25 protein-coding genes, 1 tRNA gene and 1 pseudogene are annotated in these 20,022 nt (G+C 30.3%); 13 read left to right on the forward strand and 14 right to left on the reverse strand.

Translation table 11 applies throughout. The features are described from left to right. Positions 1-5 precede the first annotated feature (5 nt). The 3 genes and pseudogenes from VE128_01135 to serS form a co-directional block, all read right to left on the reverse strand. Positions 6-554 carry a ribosome-recycling factor gene (locus tag VE128_01135; GenBank protein HZD84138.1) on the reverse strand — a complete coding sequence of 183 codons (549 nt, stop codon included), beginning with the start codon at positions 552-554 and terminating at the stop codon, positions 6-8. A gap of 13 nt (positions 555-567) precedes the next feature. Beyond that, positions 568-1,426 (reverse strand): annotated as a pseudogene (locus VE128_01140) (methylenetetrahydrofolate reductase). Beyond that, entirely contained in the window at positions 1,423-2,664 is a 1,242-nt protein-coding gene (gene serS, locus VE128_01145) for a serine--tRNA ligase (protein HZD84139.1), read from the reverse strand. The pseudogene VE128_01140 and the gene serS overlap by 4 nt, the downstream one beginning before the upstream one ends. A gap of 104 nt (positions 2,665-2,768) precedes the next feature. Between serS and rpmB the strand changes: the two genes are divergently transcribed. From rpmB to ftsY, 4 genes are read left to right on the forward strand one after another with little or no spacing between them, the layout of a single operon-like run. After that, on the forward strand, positions 2,769-2,987 hold the full coding sequence (gene rpmB / locus VE128_01150) for a 50S ribosomal protein L28 (GenBank protein ID HZD84140.1): 219 nt from the start codon (positions 2,769-2,771) through the stop codon (positions 2,985-2,987). Between the two features lies 1 nt (position 2,988). Next, a complete protein-coding gene (gene rpmG, locus VE128_01155; protein ID HZD84141.1) occupies positions 2,989-3,174 on the forward strand; it encodes a 50S ribosomal protein L33 in 186 nt (61 codons plus the stop codon). A 13-nt stretch (positions 3,175-3,187) separates the two neighbouring features. Then, complete coding sequence (locus tag VE128_01160; protein HZD84142.1) at positions 3,188-3,325, forward strand: DUF4295 family protein; 138 nt, start codon at positions 3,188-3,190, stop codon at positions 3,323-3,325. Positions 3,326-3,327: 2 nt separating this feature from the next. Further along, positions 3,328-4,257 carry a signal recognition particle-docking protein FtsY gene (gene ftsY, locus VE128_01165; protein ID HZD84143.1) on the forward strand — a complete coding sequence of 310 codons (930 nt, stop codon included), beginning with the start codon at positions 3,328-3,330 and terminating at the stop codon, positions 4,255-4,257. Here ftsY and menA read toward each other — a convergent pair. Next, positions 4,254-5,105 (reverse strand): 1,4-dihydroxy-2-naphthoate octaprenyltransferase, encoded by an 852-nt coding sequence (menA, locus tag VE128_01170; protein HZD84144.1) that lies wholly within the window; start codon positions 5,103-5,105, stop codon positions 4,254-4,256. The genes ftsY and menA overlap by 4 nt on opposite strands. A 16-nt stretch (positions 5,106-5,121) precedes the next feature. Beyond that, positions 5,122-5,198, reverse strand: a tRNA-Arg gene (locus VE128_01175). 84 nt (positions 5,199-5,282) lie between these two features. Here VE128_01175 and VE128_01180 point away from each other — a divergent pair. From VE128_01180 to rplS, 4 genes are all read left to right on the forward strand, one after another. Continuing rightward, entirely contained in the window at positions 5,283-5,429 is a 147-nt protein-coding gene (locus VE128_01180; protein ID HZD84145.1) for a hypothetical protein, read from the forward strand. An 81-nt stretch (positions 5,430-5,510) separates the two neighbouring features. Then, complete coding sequence (rpsU, locus tag VE128_01185) at positions 5,511-5,708, forward strand: 30S ribosomal protein S21 (GenBank protein ID HZD84146.1); 198 nt, start codon at positions 5,511-5,513, stop codon at positions 5,706-5,708. A 1-nt stretch (position 5,709) separates the two neighbouring features. Further along, on the forward strand, positions 5,710-7,083 hold the full coding sequence (gene mnmE / locus VE128_01190) for a tRNA uridine-5-carboxymethylaminomethyl(34) synthesis GTPase MnmE (protein ID HZD84147.1): 1,374 nt from the start codon (positions 5,710-5,712) through the stop codon (positions 7,081-7,083). A gap of 25 nt (positions 7,084-7,108) precedes the next feature. Further along, positions 7,109-7,459 (forward strand): 50S ribosomal protein L19, encoded by a 351-nt coding sequence (gene rplS, locus VE128_01195; protein ID HZD84148.1) that lies wholly within the window; start codon positions 7,109-7,111, stop codon positions 7,457-7,459. Here the strand turns inward: rplS and VE128_01200 are convergent, their stop codons facing one another. Next, complete coding sequence (locus VE128_01200; GenBank protein HZD84149.1) at positions 7,460-8,284, reverse strand: 2,3,4,5-tetrahydropyridine-2,6-dicarboxylate N-succinyltransferase; 825 nt, start codon at positions 8,282-8,284, stop codon at positions 7,460-7,462. Between the two features lie 8 nt (positions 8,285-8,292). Between VE128_01200 and ruvX the strand changes: the two genes are divergently transcribed. Both ruvX and def read left to right on the forward strand, forming a co-directional pair. After that, positions 8,293-8,715, forward strand: a complete 423-nt coding sequence (gene ruvX / locus VE128_01205) for a Holliday junction resolvase RuvX (protein HZD84150.1) — start codon at positions 8,293-8,295, stop codon at positions 8,713-8,715. After that, positions 8,715-9,212 carry a peptide deformylase gene (gene def / locus VE128_01210; GenBank protein ID HZD84151.1) on the forward strand — a complete coding sequence of 166 codons (498 nt, stop codon included), beginning with the start codon at positions 8,715-8,717 and terminating at the stop codon, positions 9,210-9,212. Before ruvX ends, def begins: the two co-directional genes overlap by 1 nt. Positions 9,213-9,222: 10 nt before the next feature. Here def and rplT read toward each other — a convergent pair whose 3' ends face one another. From rplT to sucD, 7 genes are all read right to left on the reverse strand, one after another. Then, on the reverse strand, positions 9,223-9,567 hold the full coding sequence (gene rplT / locus VE128_01215; protein HZD84152.1) for a 50S ribosomal protein L20: 345 nt from the start codon (positions 9,565-9,567) through the stop codon (positions 9,223-9,225). 4 nt (positions 9,568-9,571) lie between these two features. Beyond that, positions 9,572-9,766 (reverse strand): 50S ribosomal protein L35, encoded by a 195-nt coding sequence (rpmI, locus tag VE128_01220; protein HZD84153.1) that lies wholly within the window; start codon positions 9,764-9,766, stop codon positions 9,572-9,574. An 18-nt stretch (positions 9,767-9,784) separates the two neighbouring features. After that, the gene (gene infC, locus VE128_01225) at positions 9,785-10,339 is read right to left on the reverse strand and encodes a translation initiation factor IF-3 (GenBank protein ID HZD84154.1); all 555 of its coding nucleotides are present in this window, start codon (positions 10,337-10,339) and stop codon (positions 9,785-9,787) included. A gap of 3 nt (positions 10,340-10,342) precedes the next feature. Beyond that, positions 10,343-12,244 carry a threonine--tRNA ligase gene (thrS, locus tag VE128_01230; GenBank protein ID HZD84155.1) on the reverse strand — a complete coding sequence of 634 codons (1,902 nt, stop codon included), beginning with the start codon at positions 12,242-12,244 and terminating at the stop codon, positions 10,343-10,345. Next, positions 12,241-13,515, reverse strand: coding sequence for a signal recognition particle protein (ffh, locus tag VE128_01235; GenBank protein ID HZD84156.1), 1,275 nt, complete (start codon positions 13,513-13,515; stop codon positions 12,241-12,243). The genes thrS and ffh overlap by 4 nt, the downstream gene beginning before the upstream one ends. Before the next feature lie 20 nt (positions 13,516-13,535). Beyond that, a complete protein-coding gene (gene argS / locus VE128_01240; protein ID HZD84157.1) occupies positions 13,536-15,263 on the reverse strand; it encodes an arginine--tRNA ligase in 1,728 nt (575 codons plus the stop codon). Positions 15,264-15,414: 151 nt separating this feature from the next. Next, positions 15,415-16,311 (reverse strand): succinate--CoA ligase subunit alpha, encoded by an 897-nt coding sequence (gene sucD, locus VE128_01245; GenBank protein ID HZD84158.1) that lies wholly within the window; start codon positions 16,309-16,311, stop codon positions 15,415-15,417. 101 nt (positions 16,312-16,412) lie between these two features. On the opposite strand from sucD, the gene VE128_01250 reads away from it, so the two are divergent. From VE128_01250 to VE128_01260, 3 genes are read left to right on the forward strand one after another with little or no spacing between them, the layout of a single operon-like run. Further along, positions 16,413-16,733, forward strand: a complete 321-nt coding sequence (locus VE128_01250; protein ID HZD84159.1) for a hypothetical protein — start codon at positions 16,413-16,415, stop codon at positions 16,731-16,733. After that, complete coding sequence (gene rpmH / locus VE128_01255) at positions 16,708-16,839, forward strand: 50S ribosomal protein L34 (GenBank protein ID HZD84160.1); 132 nt, start codon at positions 16,708-16,710, stop codon at positions 16,837-16,839. Before VE128_01250 ends, rpmH begins: the two co-directional genes overlap by 26 nt. Before the next feature lie 59 nt (positions 16,840-16,898). After that, positions 16,899-19,196 (forward strand): mechanosensitive ion channel domain-containing protein, encoded by a 2,298-nt coding sequence (locus VE128_01260; GenBank protein ID HZD84161.1) that lies wholly within the window; start codon positions 16,899-16,901, stop codon positions 19,194-19,196. On the opposite strand, the gene lipA is transcribed toward VE128_01260, so the two are convergent. After that, positions 19,164-20,003, reverse strand: coding sequence for a lipoyl synthase (gene lipA, locus VE128_01265; GenBank protein HZD84162.1), 840 nt, complete (start codon positions 20,001-20,003; stop codon positions 19,164-19,166). The genes VE128_01260 and lipA overlap by 33 nt on opposite strands. Between the last annotated feature and the right edge of the window lie 19 nt (positions 20,004-20,022).

The raw sequence follows: 20,022 nt of genomic DNA on the forward strand, positions 1-20,022 counted from the left end.
ATGCATTAAATGCTCATAATTTCCTTTTCTTTTATTGTGTAGAGATCTTCCACTTTTTTTATGTATTCATTAGTTATTTTTTGAATCCTTTCTTCTGCACTTTTCATATTGTCTTTAGAAATACCTTCTAATTTTTTAAGATTTTTGTGTACCTCTTTTCGGATATTTCTGATTCTTACTTTAATATTTTCCAACTCAGCTTTTGTTTTCTTTACTAGATTTTTTCTACCATCTTCAGTTATCCTAGGCAAACGAATCAGTATATTTTCCCCATTGTTTATTGGAGAATAATTAGCATTAATTATAGATTTTTCTATAAATGAAAGCATAGAACGATCCCAAGGTTGAATTTTTAGAGTCATGTAATCTGGAGAACTGACATTAGCTATTTTTTTAAGAGTAATCATTTTTCCATTACATTCAATTTTTATACTCTCTAAGAGAATTGGATTAGATTTACCAGAACGGATTCGAACAAAGACCATCTTTAGGTATTCTAGAGATTTTTCCATATTTTTTTCTCCAGATTTTATGATTAAATCTAATTTTTCCATATTTTAAATTTTTTTATTGATAGATCATTTGAATAATTTTGCCAATATTATTAGGACGATCCATAGTATAATAATGAATTATTTCTACTCCAGAATCTTTTAATTCTTTAGATTGTTTTATACTCCATTCTATTCCTATTTTTTCTATATATTTTTCGTTTTTCGCTTCTTTTACAAGCTCATTTGGAAGAGATACATAAAAATTATATGGCAAACGTTTTAAATGAGCTTTGCAGTATATTGGTTTAATACCTGGAATTATAGGTACGGATATCCCTTTCTCTCTGCAGATTTTGATAAATTCAAAATATTTTTTGTTCTCAAAAAACATTTGAGTTATTATATAATTAGCCCCTGCTTCAATTTTTTTATTGAGATAATGTAAATCCATTTCTGTATTTGGAGATTCAAAATGTTTTTCAGTATATCCAGCTACTCCAATGCAGAAATCAAATGTTTTACTATTGATAGTATCAGGTACTTGCTTCAGTAAATCCAGGGCATATAATTTTTTTTTTACCCACTTTTTCGCACTTTATATAATCTCCTCTAAGGTAGAATAGATTTTCTATTCCCAGAAACTGGAGAGGAGCTTCGATGTTATTATTGTAAAATACAGAAGAAAGCAAATGAGGGACAGTTTCAACATTATATTTTTTCGTTAAAGCAGCACAACTACCTATAGTTCCTTGCCTACTTTTTCTAAAACACTCATACCGATGATAGGTTACATGGATAAAGGGTGGACGAAATTCCATTAAAGGATCTAAAGTATCGAAAACAATTTCTATTGATCCTTTAAAGATAGGAGGAAGGATTTCAAAGGAAAACAATGTTTTTTTAGTTCTGGTAATATGTTCAATTACTTTCATTTTTTAATAACTTCAAAACCTGTATAAGGAACTAATACCTTAGGTAGGGTAATATATTCTTTTTTTTGATTATTCTCCATCAAAGCAGCTAAAACTCTTGGTATAGCCAAAGCACTTCCATTTAAGGAATGACAAAGTGTTTTTTTTCCTTCATCTGTTCTATATCGAAGATGAAGACGATTACTTTGATAATCAGTGCAATTAGATAAAGAGCTTACTTCTAGCCATCTATGCTGGGCTGCTGAATAAACTTCAAAATCATAAGTTATTGAAGCGGTGAATCCCAGATTACCTCCGCAAAGTTTTAACACTCGAAAAGGTAGTTCTAAACTTCTTAAAAGTCTTATAATATGTTCTTTCATTTCTTCAAATGCAAAATTTGACTTTTTAGGTTCAGTAATTTGTATAATTTCCACTTTATGGAATTGATGGATCCTGTTTAAACCTCTAACTGGATTTCCATAAGATCCAGCTTCTCTCCTAAAACAAGGAGTATAAGTGGTTGCTTTAATGGGTAGTTGTTTTTTTTCCAATATTTTATTTCTAAATATGTTCATTAAAGGTACTTCTCCAGTTGGTATTAAGTAAAGATTGTCTTTTCCAAGATGGTACATTTGGAATTCTTTATCCGGAAGTTGTCCGGTACTTTGGACACTTATTTCGTTAACAAGGTATGGAAGCTCATATTCAAAATACCCAGATTCTGTGTTTTTATCTAGAAAGTATTGAATTAATCCACGCTGGAATCGAGCCCCTTGTCCTAAATAAATAGGAAATCCTTTTTGGCTAATCTTTGTTCCAGTTTCAAAATCGAAAATTCTAAATTTTTTTTCCAAATTCCAGTGTGGAAGAGATGATTTACTCAGAGTTGGAAAATCTCCCTCTTGATAAATAAGTTCATTCTCTTCTTTTGATTTACCGGTTTTTACGCATTCATCAGGAATGTTGGGTATTTGCAATAGTTTTTTTGAAAGCTTTTCAGAAATATCGACCAGTTGGTCTCTTAGAGACTTAATTTCTTTTTTAAACTCAGTTGAGTTTATTTTATCTTTTTTACCTAAAAATTTAGAGAAATTTTTAGATTTAGATAAAATATGTTCTAATTTTATTTGTAGTTTTTTTTTACTTTCGTCCAAAATTAATACTTCATTAAGTAGATCCGTTTTAGGAAAAAATCGTTTATTCAGTCCAATTAATACCTTTTTTTTATATTCTCTAATGAAAGAAGTTAGTAACATTTGTTATGTAGTAATTGTGTATTCATGGATAATGTATTCTTGAGCATAGGAATTGCTCGTTACATATTTAGCTAATTTAATTTATCTAGATATCATATAAAAAAATGTCTAAAATTTGTCATATAACAGGAAAACGATTGATTATAGGAAATAGGGTTTCTCATTCCAATAAAAAGACGAAGCGTTATTTCAGTGTTAACATAAGTAAGAAGAGATTTTTCCTAACATCTGAAAATCGTTGGATTACTCTGAAAGTTTCAGCTTCAGGGATAAAGACTATAAATAAGGTGGGTATAGAGAAAGCTTTGAAAAAAAAAACGTAAGGTGTCTAAAAAAAAATCTAATAGGATCCAAGTGATCCTAGAGTGTCTGGAGCATAGAAGAAGTAATATTCCTGGAATATCTCGTTACATAACGATGAAAAATAGGAAGAATACGCCTAATAGAATGGAATTAAAAAAATATAATCCCATTCTAAGGAGACATACTCTACACAAAGAGATAAAGTAATCTCATACAGTTTATGAATAAAAAAAAGTGCAAGGTAATTATTTTTTTAAAATCGTCTAAAACGAAAGCTTATTCTTTCGAAGAAAAGATCCTTGATGTTGATAAAGTGAGCATTTTCTTGGATGATAAAAAACGAGAAAATACAAAATAAATATGAGTATTTATGGTAATTTATTCTCATCTGCAAAAAATCTTTTAAATAGAGGCCTAGAAAAAACGAGGGATTCTTTTTTTTCCAAATTAGGAAAAATAGGAAAATCTAAGATAGAGGAAAAATTTCTAGAGGAACTAGAGGAGGTGTTGATTTCTTCTGATGTTGGAGTAAAGACTAGTCTAAAAATCATTGAAAATATAAAAAATCGCGCATACTTGAACCTTGAAGACATTCAAGGTATTCTTAAGGAAGAAGTCTATTTTCTTTTACAAGCAAAAGAAATTCCAAGCATAGGGCAAGGAGTTGAAGGCCCTTATGTCATAATGATCGTTGGGGTTAATGGAGTGGGGAAAACTACAATGACTGGAAAATTAGCATGGAAGTTTAAAAAATCTGGGCTTAATGTTATTATTGGGGCAACTGATACTTTTCGGGCAGCTGCCATTGAACAGCTTAAGATTTGGTCAGATCGTGCAGATGTTCCTTTAATAAAACAGAATATGGGATCTGATCCAGCTTCGGTAGCTTTTGATACGCTCAAATCAGCTAAATATAGAAAGGATGATATAGTTTTAATAGATACGGCTGGACGGTTGCATAATAAAGTAAATCTTATGAACGAGCTTTCTAAAATTAAACGAGTTATGCAAAAATTAATTCCTAAAGCTCCACATGATGTTCTGCTCGTTTTAGACGGAACTATAGGACAGAATTCTTTTGAACAAGTGAGGAAATTCTTGTCTTTTACTGGAGTTTCTTCTTTAGCAATTACAAAACTAGATGGCTCTGCTAAGGGAGGATTCATTATTGGAATTTTTGATGAATTTAAGATACCGATAAAGTATCTTGGAATAGGAGAGGGAATTTCTGATTTACAACCTTTCGATAGAGATTTGTTTATTGAATCCCTTTTCAATAAAGAATATTAGATTAGTTGTCCTAATCCTAATAATAAGGAAAAAATTAGAGTATTTATAGACAATTTCTTCAATTCCGAATCAAATTTTTTCTCTTCTTTCGTTAGAATAACTTTTTTAAGATGAATTGCCATTGGAAAAAATGATATTAAAAACATAAATTGATAGATATTCCTAGGATTTTTTTTTCTTAAAATGAACTTTAAGCTACAAAAAAAGGCTCCAAAAACTATTAATATATGGTATATTTTAGCTTTTATGAAACCTAATCTTACGGCTAAAGTCTTCTTACCATTTTTTCTATCACTTTTTATATCTCTAATATTATTTAAATTTAGAACAGCCATACTTAAAAGTCCTACTGCACTAGCAGGTAGAAAAAGATCATATTCAAAAATATGAGAATATAGATAAAAAGTTACATTAACGGGAACTAATCCAAAAAAAATTAACACAGAGACATCTCCAAGGCCCCAGTATCCGTATGGATAAGGACCTATTGTGTATTTTATTGAAGCCGAAATACACACTAATCCCCCTAAAAAGAAGAATAACCATTCCCAAAAATGGGCAAAATCAAAAGATTGGAATATTAAAATTGAAGAAGAAATAATAGATAAAAAAATTAATAAGTATATATACTTTATCATTTTTTGCATAACTCTTTTTTCTCCAACTCCATCTCCGTAGTCATTAGAAAAATTGGATAAAACCTGAAAAAGAATGGCTGTACAAAAAGACCAAAAAAAAACTTTAGAATTCCAAAATCCCTGAGCTTTAGCAAGAAAAGCTCCTAAAATTACCCCTGAAAGAGATAAAGGGATAGTTCGTATACGCATGGCGTATATCAAATCTTTCATAGCTTAAATAGTTAAGTGACCTCGACAGGATTCGAACCCGCAAACCTTCTGATCCGTATTCAGATGCTCTATCCAAATTAAAGCTACGAGGCCTAGCATATGTACAGTATAAGAAAAAATTCATATTGATGCAAGTTTTATAGAATAATAAATGTTCTTTATGATAGAGTGGAACATATGCTGGAATGCAAAGTTGATTTTGTAGAAATCATATCAAATGCTCCTAATAATAGGGAACTTAAATATGTTACCAATTCTATAACATCTATTTTGAATACATTTCCAGAATCTCTTATACTTTTTTTGAAGCCAATAGTCGTTTAAAACGACGGTAGACAGTTACAAAGAAGCTTCAAAGTGCATAGAATTAATCAATATAGGTAAATCATAAAAAAATCAATAAATATGAAGTTAACTACCTTCCTTAAAGAAGGAGAATCTCTCGATAAGGCTTTAAAAAAGTACAAAAAAAAGATTGAAAAGATACATCTACTGAAAGAGATAAGGGATCGTAAATACTATATAAAGCCTTCTTATATACGAAGAAGGGAAATAAACAGAGCTAAATATAGGGAGTATTGGAGGTGTAAACGAGAGGAATAATATGATTAATAAAGAAACTATAGCAGCTCCTGCTACATCAAGTAGCGGACTTGGGGCTATTTTTCTAGTTAGGATATCCGGAAAAGAATCTATCGACATAGTCGAAAATATTTTTAGACCAGTTAATTCAAGAAAAATTTTGAGAAATCAAAAATCTCATAGTGTCCATTTAGGATATTTATCAAATAATGGCAAGGATTTAGATCAAGTGTTAGTTTCTTTATTCAGGTCTCCGCATTCCTACACTGGGGAAGACATGGTAGAAATTTCTTGTCATGGATCTTCTTATATACGAGATAAGCTTTTACAGTTGCTTCTAGAAAAAGGAGCTAGAATGGCTCGTCCAGGTGAATTTACTATGCGTGCTTTTATAAATGGAAAAATGGATCTATCTCAGGCTGAAGCTGTCGCAGATCTTATTTATGCGGAATCTGAGTCATCTCATAGTATTGCTATGATGCAGATGAGAGGAGGCATTTTTCCTATTATTAAAGAGTTACGTAAAGAACTTATTCAATTCGCTTCTATTCTTGAGTTGGAGTTGGATTTTTCTTCAGAAAATGTAGAATTTTACAGTAAGGAAGATCTATATAAGCTTTTGGATAAGCTTGAAAATAAATTAAAAGGTTTGATTGATTCTTTTTCCTTAGGTAACGCGCTAAAGCAGGGAGTTTCTGTTGTACTAGTTGGGGCTCCAAACTCTGGAAAATCCACATTGTTTAATGCTCTATTGAAGGAAAATAGATCTATAGTTTCAAAAATTCCGGGAACGACACGTGACGTTATTGAAGAGAGTCTTATCTTAGATGGGATCCGTTTTAGGTTTATAGATACTGCTGGCATAAGACAAACAGAGGATGATATTGAGAAAATAAGTATTCAAAAAACTATTGAAATAATTAGGAAAGCACAATTGATTATTTATCTTTTTGACGCAACTTCTTTTGAAGAAGAAAGAATCCTTAATGATATTTCTAAAATTAGAGCTTCTAGAATCTTTATTGTGGCTAATAAGATTGATCTAGCTAATAAGATTGATCTAAAGATGATTAAGATTGATCTTTCTTCTTTTTTCCAAATATCCGCTAAATTAGGGATAGGGATTAATGGATTGAAGAATGCTCTGTCTAATTTTGTAGATAGGAAAATTTTAGATCAAAAGATGGTTATTTCACAATGGAGACATTATGAAGCATTTATAGGAACTTTGGACTCTATTTATGAAATACGAAAAGGTATTGAACGAGGTCTTTCCGAAGACTTGATCGCAATGGATATTCGTCAGGCTCTACATTTTTTAGGAGAGGTTACAGGAGATGTAAGTACAGATAATTTACTGGAAAACATTTTTTCAAAATTTTGTATAGGTAAATAATAGATCATCAAAAAAGCATTTGCTTATGCATAGTCTTATAAAATACGTGCAAGAAAAATACGTAATAAAGGAAAGAAAATTCCCAGTTTTCCTATCTGGTTATACGATAACAATTCACTCTGAAGTTATAGAAGGAGAAAAGAATAGAACTCAGTCTTTTAAGGGGGTAGTTATTCAGAAAAAAGGAAAAAAATTTGTAAAAACCTTTACTCTTCGTAAAAAGAGTGGGGATATTGGTATTGAGCGAATATTTATGATAAATCAACCTTCAATTAAAAAAATTGAAATAAACAAAAAAGGTAAAGTGAGAAGATCTAGGATTTATTATTTACGAAACCTAAAAGGAAAGAAAGCTCTAATTAAAGAAAAAAGGTAATCAGAAAGAGACTTTATATTCCCTTAAAGCTTCATTTAAAGAGGTTTTTTTATCGGTACTCTCTTTTCTCTTTCCAATAATTAGGGCACATGGAATATGATAAGTACCGGCAGTTGGGAATTCCTTAGGATAAGATCCAGGAATTACCACAGAACGAGCTGGAATGATTCCTTTCATTAGTTTGGATTGAGACTTTGTCACATCGATAATTTTAGTGGAAGAGGTCAAAACTACATTAGCACCTAAAACAGCTTCTTTCTTTATATGGACTCCTTCAACTACGATACATCTTGAACCTACAAAGACATCATCTTCAATAATTACTGGGGATTTCTGAATAGGTTCTAAAACGCCTCCTATCCCTACTCCTCCACTAATATGTACCCTTTGCCCAATTTGAGCACAACTACCTATAGTGGCCCAAGTATCTATCATAGTAGATGCTCCAATATAAGCTCCAATATTTACATAGGAAGGCATTAGCACAACTCCAGAAGAGATATAAGATCCATATCGTGCAATAGCAGGGGGAACCACTCTAATATTTTTTTCTCTATATCTACCCTTTAATGGAATTTTATCATGAAATTCTAAATTTCCTGATTTAAATACTTCCATTTTTTGTATAGAAAAATACATTAATATGGATTTTTTGATCCATTCGTTAACCTTCCATGTTTCTAGGTTTAATGGCTCAGATACTCTAAGAATTCCTTGATCAAGTTTTTCAATTATTTCAAAAACAACATTTTTCACAGAATCTTCTTTCCATGATTTCTTATCCATCCAGTTTTCCTCTATTACCTTTTTAAATCTTTTTTTCATTTTTAAAAATGTCAAAAATATTAGGCATAGATTATGGTGTGAAAAGGACTGGAATATCCATTACGGATGAGTTTAATTTTATTGCTTGCGGATTAACTACAGTCCCAACAAAAAAGTTATTTTACTTTCTAAACGAATATTTCAAGAAAGAATCTATAAAAAAAATTGTTCTAGGTCTTCCTAGAACAGAATTATCTTTGGAAAAAGTTATTCAAAAATTTATTAATGAATTTAGAAAAAAACATTCTGAAGAACTTACAATAGTTCGTATTGACGAATGTTTTACTTCAAAATTAGCTAAATATACAATTGCAAAAAGTTATCTAAAAAGGAAAAAAAGAATGGATAAATCTATTGTAGATAAAATAAGTGCTGCAATTATTTTGCAATCTTTTCTAGATAGAGAAAGATTTTCCTCAATCTATAGATGATGATTCACCCAATCATACTTTACGGTAATCCTATCTTGAGAAAAAAATGTAAAGATATAAATCCCCATTATCCTTCTTTAAAAAAAATGATTGAAGATATGTTTGAAACGATGGATAAAGCAGAAGGGATAGGCTTAGCTGCACCTCAAATTGGGCAGAATGTTCGATTATTTATTATCGAAACTAAAGTTTTCATAAACTCTAAAGTTTTAAAGATATATGGGAAAAATTCTAAATTACAAGAAGGATGTTTAAGCATCCCATCTATCTTTGAAGAGATAGAAAGACCCACACACATAGAAATTGAGTATTATAACGAACATTGGATAAAACATAAAGAAATTTTAGATGGCTTAAACTCCAGAGTAATTCAACATGAATATGATCATATTGAAGGTAAACTATTTATCGATTATCTTCCCCCTGAATTCCTAAAAAATAAGCTAAAAGAAATCTATCTAGGTAAAGTAAAAACAAAATATAAAATAATGAAGTAAAATTCACACTTTAAGCTACAGATTCTACTATTTCCTTAAAAACTTCTGGAAAATTCGTTGCTAAATCAGATAGTACTTTTCGGTTTAATCCAATATTTACCTTCTTTATTTTATCCATAAAACTTGAATAAGATATCCCATGAATACGAACCCCTGCATTAATACGCTGGATCCACAAAGATCTAAAAAATCTCTTTTTTTTTTTTCTACCTGTATAAGCATATTGAAGAGCCCTTTCTACAGCATTTTTAGCTACAGTATATACTTTACTTCTAGCTCCATAATAACCTTTTGCTAAATTTAAAATTTTTTTTCTTCTATTTCTAGAAGCTACAGAATTTACCGATCTTGCCATAGTTTTACGTCAAAAGTTGACGTTTGATATTTTTAAAATCTGCAGGGTTTACCGATGTAAAATGGGTCAGTCTTTTTTTTCTTTTATGAGTTTTTTTAGTTAGAATGTGATTTTTAAATGCATGCTTTCTCTTAATATTTCCATTAGAAGTTAACTGGAAACGTTTTTTGGCTCCAGATTTACTTTTCAATTTTGGCATACTAAATTTTTATTTTATTCATTTAGGAGATAGAATTATAAACATTCGTTTACCCTCCGTTCTTATCGCTTGTTCTATACGACCAAATGGACTCAAAACATCAACAAATCTATTGATCATTTCCTCGCCCTTCCCTTTATGGAGAATGTTCCTCCCCTTAAAGAATAGAGAAACTTTAACTCTTTCTTTCGATTTCAAAAATCTTTCAGCATTTTTTATCTTGAATTCTAGATCATGTGAACTAGTTTGAAGTCCAAAGCGGATTTCCTTTATTATCCGTTTTTTATCTCTATTTAACTGCTTTTTCTTTTTTTTTTGGTCGTATAAAAACTTTTTATAACTTAGAATCCTACAAACAGGGGGCCTAGATACTGAATCAACTTCAACTAGATCTAACCCTTGATCTTTAGCTATTTTTAGAGCTTCTAAAATAGGAAAAACCCCACTTCCATCTTCACTAATTAACCTAACCTCTTTTGAGTAAATATGCTCATTAATTGGGTGAAGATTTTTTTCCTTATTGACTTTAATCCTATGGATATTACTTTTTTTTTTAGAAAATTTTCTATGCAAGATTTAAATGTTTTTATAAAAATTAATTTCTTTTCTTAGAAAGTCTAGAAAGAGATTTATCGAAATAGATCCCAAATTTCCTATTATATGTCTGCGTACAGAGATTGTACCTTTTTCTTGTTCCTTGTCTCCAATTACAGCTATTATAGGTATTTTATAGGTTTCGGCATCTCTAATTTTTTTAGAGATATTTTCATTTCTCTCATCCAAGATAGACCTTACCCCATAAATATATAGCAAATCTAAAACTTTTTTTGCAAATTTAAGATTTTTTTTTTTAATTGGAAGCAAAATAACTTGGGTTGGAGCAAGCCAAAGTGGGAGATTTCCCACTGTGTGTTCCAAAAGAATCGCTGAAAATCGTTCTAAAGAACCAAAATGTGCACGATGAATTATAACTGGTCGATGAAATTTATTATCTATACCTTTATAGGATAAATCAAAACATTCAGGTAAATTGTAATCTACTTGGATTGTACCTAATTGCCAATTTCTACCTAGAGAATCTTTAACCATAAAATCTAGTTTAGGGCCATAGAAAGCTGCTTCTCCATATGCTAAAATAGTTTTTAAGTTTTTCATTCTTGAAGAGTGAATAATAGCTTCTTCTGATTTTTTCCAATTTTCTTCAGAACCTATATAAGAATTTCTATTATCTCTTAGAGAGATCTTTGCCGTATATTCTTTAAATCCAAAGACCCTAAATACATAAAAGATCATATCAATCACAGATTGAATTTCAATAGACAACTGATCTTGAGTACAAAATATGTGGGCATCATCTTGAGTGAAGGATCTAGTACGAGAAATCCCATGTAGCTCTCCGCTTTTTTCATATCGATATACCGTCCCGAATTCAGCTAAACGTTTTGGCAAATCTCTGTATGAGAATTTTTTATTTCGATAAATTTCACAGTGATGTGGACAATTCATTGGTTTTAAAAGAAATTCCTCTTCTTTATTAGGAGTCCTTATTGGTTTAAAAGAATTTTTTCCATACTTTTTCCAGTGGCCTGAAGTTTCATAAAGTATTTTATGCCCAATATGGGGCGTAATAACCATTTCATACCCAGATTTTTTTTGCAACTTTATTAGAAAATTTTCCATACGTTTAAGTAAGTCGGTACCTTTAGGTCCCCATAAAGGCAATCCAGATCCTACACGTTCAGAAAAAATAAATAAACCAAGTTCTTTACCTAATTTCCTATGATCACGCTTTTTAGTTTCCTCCAAAATAAGAAGATACTCTTCTAAATATTCTTTTCTAGGGAAAGAAATTCCGTAAATGCGAGTAAGCTGTTCATTTACCTTCCAATAGGATCCGGATGTATTGAGAATTTTTACTGCTTTTATCAATCCAGTATGCGGAATATGTACGCCCTTGCATAAATATGTGAAATCTCCATAAGTGCAAAAAGTAATAACTTGAAAACTTTCGATTAATTCAATTTTATATTTGTTTCCTTCATAATGTTTTATAGCTTCATTTTTTGAAAATGTATCACTTTTAAAAGTGGTTGATTTTAGAGCGTTTTCCATAATTTTTTTCTCAATCTTATTGAAATCTTTTAAATTCGCTTCTCCAAAATCTAGATCAGAGTAAAAACCATTTTCAATTGGAAAACCAATATGTAAATTTGCTTTAGGATAAAAATTTAAAATAGCTTGAGCTAACAAATGAGCTGAAGAGTGCCAAAAAGCCTTTTTACCTAGGCTATTATGCCATGTATAAAAAGATAATTCATCATCTTCGAATATTTCTATATCTAATTCAATTTGTTGTCCGTTAATACTAGCTGATAAAACTCTTTTTGAAAAACTATGACTGATACCTTTAACTATTTTAGCGGGAGTTATTACTTTGCCATTAGGAATTCCTTTGCCATTAGGAAAACGAATAATCATATTTTTAGAATTATTTTCTTTATATACTGAAATTTTTTCAAAAGATCATCTACTTCTTCGATAGTATTTCCAGATCCTTTGGAAATACGAATCTTTCGACTTTCGTTTATGAGTTCCGGATTTTTACGTTCTTTTTCCGTTAGAGAATATATAATTGATTCGGTCTTTTTAAAAAGATCCCCTTTTAATTCAATTTTATGAAAAATATTTCCCATACCCATCATTCCTAATAGATCTTTTACGGGTCCCATCTTTTTTACCTTATGAATTTGACTTAAAAAATCATTAAAATCAAATTTATTTTGATCAATCTTCCTATGTAGTTCTTCTGCTTGTTCTTTACTTAATTGCTCATTAACTTTTTCCACCATAGAGATTACATCCTCCATTCCAAGTAGGCTTTTCGCTATTCTTTCTGGATAGAAAATATCTAAATCCTCTATTTTTTCTCCAGTTCCTATAAACTTTATTGGCTTTTTAGAAATGGAACAAACAGTGAGAGCAGCTCCTCCCTTAGCATCACCATCTAGTTTATTCAATACGACTCCGTTAAAATCCAGTACATCTTTAAAATTTTTTGCGGTATTTGCGGCATCTTGTCCAGTCATTGCATCTACAATAAAAAGGCTTTCTGATGGACGAATCGCTTTATAAATACGCTTCATTTCGTCCATCATTACTTTATCAATAGATAATCGTCCAGCCGTATCAATTATTAGCACATCATAATTACCTTCTTTAGCAAAAGCGACAGATCTTTTAGCAATTTCTAAAGTATTTTCATTCCCATTTTGGGAAATAACAGTAACCCCTATTTGGTCGGATAGAACTTTTATTTGATGAATAGCAGCTGGTCTATATATGTCCGTTGTGGAAATAAGTGTTTTTTTTCTTTTTTTTTTTAAAAAATGAGCTAGTTTTACTGAAAAAGTCGTTTTACCACTTCCTTGAAGTCCGAAAATAAAAACAACAGATAAATCTTTTGATAAATCAATTTCATAATTTCGTATACCCATTAATTCAACAAGTTCATCATGAATAATATTTATTAAAAGTTTCCTTTTATTGAAAGATTCAAAAACTTTTTTACCTAACGCCTTTTTTTTTACCCTTTCAATAAATTTTTTAACTACTTTAATATTAACATCTGCATCCAATAATGCTATACGCACTTCCATTAGAGATTCTGAAATATTTTTTTCATTTATTTTTCCATGTACTGTTAAAAAATGGATGGCTTTTTCTAGATTTTTTTTTAGTGATTCAAACATTTTTATTTTTTTTTTAACGGCTACATTCTTTCCAGCATCTTAATCCCTAATAGATCCATTACCCTCTTTATAACCTTTGCACTTATAGAGGATAAATAAATACGAAACTTTCTTTGATGAATGTTTTTCGAGTTCAAAATGTTTATATTCTGATAAAATTCGTTAAAACTTTTAGCTAAATCATAAACATAGTTAGCAATTATTGAGGGATTTAAAGTTCTTTCCGCATTTTTCAAGTAAAAAGAATATCGCTCAAGAATTTTTATAATTTTTTTCTCAAAATAGGTCAAAGAAAAATCATTCTCTAAAAAAGTGTTATATATTTTTGTTTTTAGTTCAAGAGAACGAATCCTTGCATATGTGTACTGAATGTAAGTAGCTGTATTTCCTTTCAATTCTATGGAATTTTCTGTATGGAAAAGAATTCTTTTTTTGGGATCAACTTTTAGAATAAAATATTTTAAAGCACCTATTCCAATGATTTCCAATAGAGATGGAATCTTTCCAAGATATTGAGTTAATTTTCTAGCGGTTCTATGCATCTTATCCATTAAATCATCAGCATAAACAACAGTTCCTTCTCTAGACTTCATCTTACCTGATGGTAGATCAACCATTCCATAAGAACAATGGAATATAGACCAAGGATATCCTAAATCTTTTAGGATAAGAAATAATCCCTGAAAATGGGAATTTTGTTCTTCTCCAACAACGTAGATCATAGAATCAATAGAATGTTTTTTAAATCGTTCAAGAGTTGTTCCAAGATCTTGAGTAATGTATAAAGACGTTCCATCTGAACGAAGAAGAAGCTTTTTCTCTAGTCCTTTAAAATACACCCATATTGACCCGTCTTTTTCTCTAAAAAAAAATCCATTTTCAATACCTTTTTTAATAATGTCCCTACCTAGAATAGAGGTTTTACTTTCATATTGTATTTCATCAAAATGAACGTTTAATCTTCGATAAGTTTTATCAAATCCATCGTAAACCCATTTATTCATTTTCTTCCATAGATTTAATGTTTCATTTTTACCGTATTCCCATTTTATTAAGGTTTCTCTGGCATCCCTCATTATTTCTGATTTTTTCTCAGCTATTTCACGTTTATACCCATTAGCGCATAGAAATGCGACCTCTTTTTGCCATTTTTTCTCAAAGAGAACATAATACTTTCCTACAAAATGATCTCCTTTGATCCCACTACTTTTAGGAGTTTCCCCATTGCTAAATTTTTCCCAAGCGATCATAGATTTGCATATATGAATTCCCCTATCGTTGATAATTTGAGTTTTAATTACATTTTTACCGTTTGCTTTAAAAATTCTTGATATAGAATCTCCTAAAAGAATATTCCGCATATGCCCCAAGTGAAGAGGTTTATTGGTATTAGGTGATGAATATTCCACCATTACAGAGTACTTTTTTTTGTTTTTTTCGACGAAAAAGTCATCTTCAATCATACTTTTAAACAACTCTAAGTAATAATCATCTTTCCAAATAAAATTAAGAAAACCTTGAATCAACTGAAAAGATTCAAAAATATCTGTGTTAATTAATACAGAATTTCCAACTTCTTTTCCTATTTCTCTAAGAGATTTTTTTATCTTCTTTTCCAAGGTAAATATTACCCAAGTAATATCCCCTAATTTGGTGTACTGAATTTCTGGCCTTAAAGAAGTAATATTGTAGCATTGATGTAGAGCTTTTCTAGCAATAGATTCCATATAATGGATGAAATTTATCATCTAGGTTTTTGCTACGCTTTTATTCAGCGCCTGATTAACATAAACAAACTTCTCCATAGTTCCTTGTCTATAATATAAGAATGACATTTACAAACACAATTGTAAAGCGTGTAATTCTGAATACATAAAAACAGTTTAGGCAGCTGAAACTCTAATATCCGCTTTTTTGTTTTATTTTTCTGAATATTTCAAGTACTTTTTGTCCAATTTCTGAAGGAGTATCTGCTATATGTATTCCGCATTTTCTCATTATTTTTATTTTGGATTTAGCCGTATCTTCTTCTCCTCCAACAATAGCTCCAGCATGTCCCATAATTCTTCCTTTTGGAGCTGTTTGGCCAGCTATGAACCCAATAACCGGTTTCTTATTACCTATTTCTCTAACCCCAAGCGCAGCGTCTTTTTCCATTTTTCCCCCAATTTCCCCTATAATAACAATCACTTCGGTAGCATCATCTTCCATAAATAACGAAACAATTTCTTGCATGCTACTCCCAATAATAGGATCTCCACCAACTCCAACTGCTGTTGATATTCCAAGTCCAGATGCCACTATTTGATCAGCTGCTTCATAAGTTAGCGTTCCAGATTTTGACACTATCCCAATTGGACCTCTCTCAAAAATAAATCCAGGCATAATTCCAACTTTGGATTCTCCAACTGTAATTACACCTGGACAATTTGGTCCAATTAGTCTAGATTTTTTTTCTCTAAGGTATCTTTTCACCTGAATCATATCATAAATAGGAATACCTTCGGTAATACAAACAATAAGGGAAATATTAGATTCAGCCGCTTCCATAATAGCATCTGCAGCAAATGCAGGGGGAACAAAAATAACACTAACATCGGCGCTTGTTTCTCTAACGGCTTTATCAACTGTATCAAATACAGGTTTCCCTAGATGTTTTTTTCCTCCTTTTCCTGGAGAAACTCCACCAAGAATAGAACTTCCATATGCAATCATTTGCTCAGAATGAAAGCTTCCTTCTTTTCCCGTGAATCCTTGTACAATAATTCTAGAATTTTTACTAACTAGTATGCTCATAATTTCATTGTTATCTGAGCAGAACCTTTCTTATAGTTCCCCAAAAAAACAAAAAATATTTTAATTCGTATATTAACTAAGTTATTAAAAACGTAATACATATGATTTTTTTAAAGCGTTTAGGGTTCTTTTCTTTGGGAGTGATTTTAGGATTGATTATCATGTATTCTTCTAATAAAAGAGTTTTGAATGATCTCAGTAGCAAAGAAATTCTTTGTAAATTTTACGTACCCCAAAATAAAAATAGAGATTTTATTTGGCTTTTCCACGCTGGAAAAATAAATTTTCTAAGTACCATAAATAGGCCTTTTACTGTATACAAAATACATTATAATACCTACATTTTTATAGTAGAAAATAGGGAGAAAACTGCAATAATTCAAAGTGTGAAAAAAGATGAAAAGAACATATCAACCTTCTAGAATAAAAAGAGCCTCAAAACATGGTTTTATGAAAAGAATGAGTACTAAAAGGAGTAAAAAAGTCTTGAAAAGAAGAAGATCAAAAGGTAGGAAAATATTAGTTTAAAGTTATCCTTTCAGAGATTTTTTATTCCTTTTTTTATGATTACTTTTCATTTTTGTTGGATGTTTTGGAATTTTTTACTAAATTGGAAAAAACTCTTAAGTTGGAGAGTTATAGGATACTTGTTCGAAAGTTTATCCATTTTACTTGTAGCTTTTATAGTAGATTTTTTTTTTAAAAAAAATTTTAATAAAACGTTTCATCAAAAATTTGATAAAACAAAATCCTCGGTTTTGAAGAATTGCATGAGTTACCTCCTATTTTTCCTCTCAATAATTTTCATATTTCAAAATATCCCCCCTTTGAAAAATTTTGGGGATAAACTACTAACTGGATCTGCTATTTTAATAGGGGTTATTGGGTTAGCATATCAAAAGTTTTTTATTGACTTTTCAAGTAGCATTTCTCTTTTAATATCTCAACCTTTTCGTGTGGGGGATTACATTGAAACATCAAAAGGTTTTTACGGATATGTTCAGGAAATAACATTAAGACACACAGTTATAAGAACTGTAAATAATAAAAAAATTTTTGTACCGAACAGTAAAATAAACGAAGAGATGATTATCAATAATGATATTGGAGACAGAAGAGTTAGAAAAAACATAGATCTTAAAATTTCTTATAATTCTAAGATAGATTTGGCTATAAAGATTATCAAAGAAGAAGTAGAAAAACATCCTTTTTGTATTGATGGTAGAACATACGAAGAAAAAAAAATTGATCTACCTTTAGTTATTGTTAAAATAACAAGTTTTAATGATTTTTATATAAATCTTAGAACCTTTGTATGGTCAGAAGATAATAGTAAAGGAGTTCAACTTGAATGGGATTGCCTTAAGAAAATAAGAAATAGATTTGAAAAAGAAGAAGTTTTCCTTTCTCTCCCAAATAGAATTCTATTAAAAAATTTTTCATACTCATACAAAGGCTTATATTCTGTTTTATATAAAATGTTTAAAATATTTTACATGAATCTCAATAAAGCTCTTGATAAAAAAGTATTTAAAATTATAAGACAATCTTTTCAAGAAATTGGAAATAATGGTTATGTTATTGGTGGATATGTACGAGATTATATAATAGGAAGAATAAAAGAAACAAAATACATAGATATTTTCACACTAGGTGATGTAATTCTTTTAGCCAAACTAGTTTCTAAAAAAATAGAAGGTAGAATTCGTATTTACCGACGTTTTGGAACAGCTTTTCTTAAATATGAGAATAAAGAAATAAAATTTTTAGGAGATAAAAAGGATGCTTTAGAGGAAGATCAAAAAAAACGTGATTTTACCATAAATTCTTTGGCCATAGGATTAAATGTAAATGATTTCGGACAATTGATCGATCCTTTTAATGGATTTCAAGATTTGAAAGATAAAATAATCCGAACGCCTTTAGATCCGTATCCAACCTATTTAGAGTATCCATTAAGAATGATACGCGCCTTTAGTTTGGGATCTAAATTAAAATTTAGAATAGAAAAATCTTCGTTCTATTCCATTAAAAAAAATATCAATCGGATATCTATCGTTCCTATAAAACGCATAATGGAGGAATTCCATAAAATTCTTTTATCTGACCAACCTTCTAAAGGTATTCGTTTACTTTATGGAGCTGGATTGCTATCTATTCTTCTTCCAGAAGTAACAGACCTTCAAGGTATAGAAGAAAAGGACGGATATAGACATAAGGATAATTTTTTCCATACAATAGAAGTAGTTGATAATGTTAGCAGAAAAAGTTATTCTTTGTGGTTAAGATGGGCAGCCCTATTACACGATATAGGAAAAAAGATAACAAAAAAATATTTCCCAAAGATAGGGTGGAGTTTTCATTCACATGAATTCGTTGGTTCTAATATGATACCGAAAATCTTTAAAAGATTAAAATTTTCCCCAGTAATGCAAATGAGATATGTTCAAAAAATAGTAAGATACAGTTCTAGACCAGTTTCTTTAGTCGACGATCATACCACAGATTCTGCTATACGTAGATTTATTTTTGATGCTGGAAAGGAATTGGAAGATCTTATGCTTCTCTGTAAATCCGATATAACTACAAAAAATGTAATGAAAAAGCGTCAATATAAAGATAATTTTACTTTAGTCTCCTTAAAAGTACAGAAACTTGAAGAAAAAGATAGACTCCGAAATTGGAAATCTCCAATATCAGGAAATGATATTATGAATCTATTTAAGATTCAACCGTCCAAGCAAGTTGGACTCATTAAAAAATCTCTAAAAACAGCAATTTTAGAAGGGGAAATTTCTAATGAATTTGACGCTGCTTATAAATTTATATTGAGTAAGGGAGAGGAGTTAGGGTTAGTTAACATGTTTATAGGCGTTGTAAGATGAACGTATTAGAGCTCCGCTTTCTACATAACGGAACCCCATATCTATCCCTATTTCTTTGTATTTTTTAAATTGATCTGGATGAATAAAATCGTGCACTGAAATACGTCCATTTTTTGGTTTCAAATACTGCCCAATAGTTATAATATCTACTTGAGCTTTTTTGATATCAAGCATAGCTTGATATACTTCTTCTTTATTTTCGCCCAGTCCAAGCATAATGCTTGTTTTCGTCCTTATTTTACCATTTTCTTTCAAATAGCGAAGTACATTTAAACTTCTATCATATTTAGCTTGAATTCTCACTTTTTTAGTTAATCTTCGCACAGTTTCCAAATTATGGGATATAACTTCAGGTTTTACGTAAATTATTCTATCTATAATAGATTTATTATCTTGGAAATCAGGAATGAGTGTTTCAATAGTTGTACTAGGGCTAATTCTACGAATTGCTTGAACAGTTTCTGTCCATATTAAAGATCCCATATCTTTTAGATCGTCTCTATCTACCGATGTAATAACAGCGTGTTTAATTTTCATGCTTTTTATGGAATAAGCAACTCTTTCAGGTTCTTCCCAATTTACTGTATTAGGCCGCCCTGTTTTCACTCCACAAAAACTGCATGATCTAGTACAAATATTCCCCAATATAAGGAAAGTTGCAACTCCTTTATTCCAACACTCTCCCATGTTAGGACAACTACCACTTTGGCATATAGTATTCAGTTTATAATTCTCAATGGTTTCTTTTATCTTTCGATAATTTTCTCCCATTGTAAATTTTGCCCTAATCCATTCAGGCTTTTCCATCCATCTAATAATTTTAAAA

Source organism: Candidatus Angelobacter sp. (assembly GCA_035643775.1).
Taxonomy (GTDB): domain Bacteria; phylum Bacteroidota; class Bacteroidia; order Flavobacteriales; family Blattabacteriaceae; genus DASQPV01.

What these genes read in the sequence shown, in the direction of transcription:
- VE128_01135 (HZD84138.1), bottom strand. Translation starts at nt 554, where the DNA reads ATGGAAAAATTAGATTTAATCATAAAATCTGGAGAAAAAAATATGGAA.
- serS (HZD84139.1), bottom strand. Translation starts at nt 2,664, where the DNA reads ATGTTACTAACTTCTTTCATTAGAGAATATAAAAAAAAGGTATTAATT.
- rpmB (HZD84140.1), top strand. Translation starts at nt 2,769, where the DNA reads ATGTCTAAAATTTGTCATATAACAGGAAAACGATTGATTATAGGAAAT.
- VE128_01160 (HZD84142.1), top strand. Translation starts at nt 3,188, where the DNA reads ATGAATAAAAAAAAGTGCAAGGTAATTATTTTTTTAAAATCGTCTAAA.
- ftsY (HZD84143.1), top strand. Translation starts at nt 3,328, where the DNA reads ATGAGTATTTATGGTAATTTATTCTCATCTGCAAAAAATCTTTTAAAT.
- menA (HZD84144.1), bottom strand. Translation starts at nt 5,105, where the DNA reads ATGAAAGATTTGATATACGCCATGCGTATACGAACTATCCCTTTATCT.
- VE128_01180 (HZD84145.1), top strand. Translation starts at nt 5,283, where the DNA reads ATGCTGGAATGCAAAGTTGATTTTGTAGAAATCATATCAAATGCTCCT.
- rpsU (HZD84146.1), top strand. Translation starts at nt 5,511, where the DNA reads ATGAAGTTAACTACCTTCCTTAAAGAAGGAGAATCTCTCGATAAGGCT.
- mnmE (HZD84147.1), top strand. Translation starts at nt 5,710, where the DNA reads ATGATTAATAAAGAAACTATAGCAGCTCCTGCTACATCAAGTAGCGGA.
- rplS (HZD84148.1), top strand. Translation starts at nt 7,109, where the DNA reads ATGCATAGTCTTATAAAATACGTGCAAGAAAAATACGTAATAAAGGAA.
- VE128_01200 (HZD84149.1), bottom strand. Translation starts at nt 8,284, where the DNA reads ATGAAAAAAAGATTTAAAAAGGTAATAGAGGAAAACTGGATGGATAAG.
- ruvX (HZD84150.1), top strand. Translation starts at nt 8,293, where the DNA reads ATGTCAAAAATATTAGGCATAGATTATGGTGTGAAAAGGACTGGAATA.
- def (HZD84151.1), top strand. Translation starts at nt 8,715, where the DNA reads ATGATTCACCCAATCATACTTTACGGTAATCCTATCTTGAGAAAAAAA.
- rplT (HZD84152.1), bottom strand. Translation starts at nt 9,567, where the DNA reads ATGGCAAGATCGGTAAATTCTGTAGCTTCTAGAAATAGAAGAAAAAAA.
- rpmI (HZD84153.1), bottom strand. Translation starts at nt 9,766, where the DNA reads ATGCCAAAATTGAAAAGTAAATCTGGAGCCAAAAAACGTTTCCAGTTA.
- thrS (HZD84155.1), bottom strand. Translation starts at nt 12,244, where the DNA reads ATGATTATTCGTTTTCCTAATGGCAAAGGAATTCCTAATGGCAAAGTA.
- ffh (HZD84156.1), bottom strand. Translation starts at nt 13,515, where the DNA reads ATGTTTGAATCACTAAAAAAAAATCTAGAAAAAGCCATCCATTTTTTA.
- argS (HZD84157.1), bottom strand. Translation starts at nt 15,263, where the DNA reads ATGATAAATTTCATCCATTATATGGAATCTATTGCTAGAAAAGCTCTA.
- sucD (HZD84158.1), bottom strand. Translation starts at nt 16,311, where the DNA reads ATGAGCATACTAGTTAGTAAAAATTCTAGAATTATTGTACAAGGATTC.
- VE128_01250 (HZD84159.1), top strand. Translation starts at nt 16,413, where the DNA reads ATGATTTTTTTAAAGCGTTTAGGGTTCTTTTCTTTGGGAGTGATTTTA.
- rpmH (HZD84160.1), top strand. Translation starts at nt 16,708, where the DNA reads ATGAAAAGAACATATCAACCTTCTAGAATAAAAAGAGCCTCAAAACAT.
- VE128_01260 (HZD84161.1), top strand. Translation starts at nt 16,899, where the DNA reads ATGTTTTGGAATTTTTTACTAAATTGGAAAAAACTCTTAAGTTGGAGA.
- lipA (HZD84162.1), bottom strand. Translation starts at nt 20,003, where the DNA reads ATGGAAAAGCCTGAATGGATTAGGGCAAAATTTACAATGGGAGAAAAT.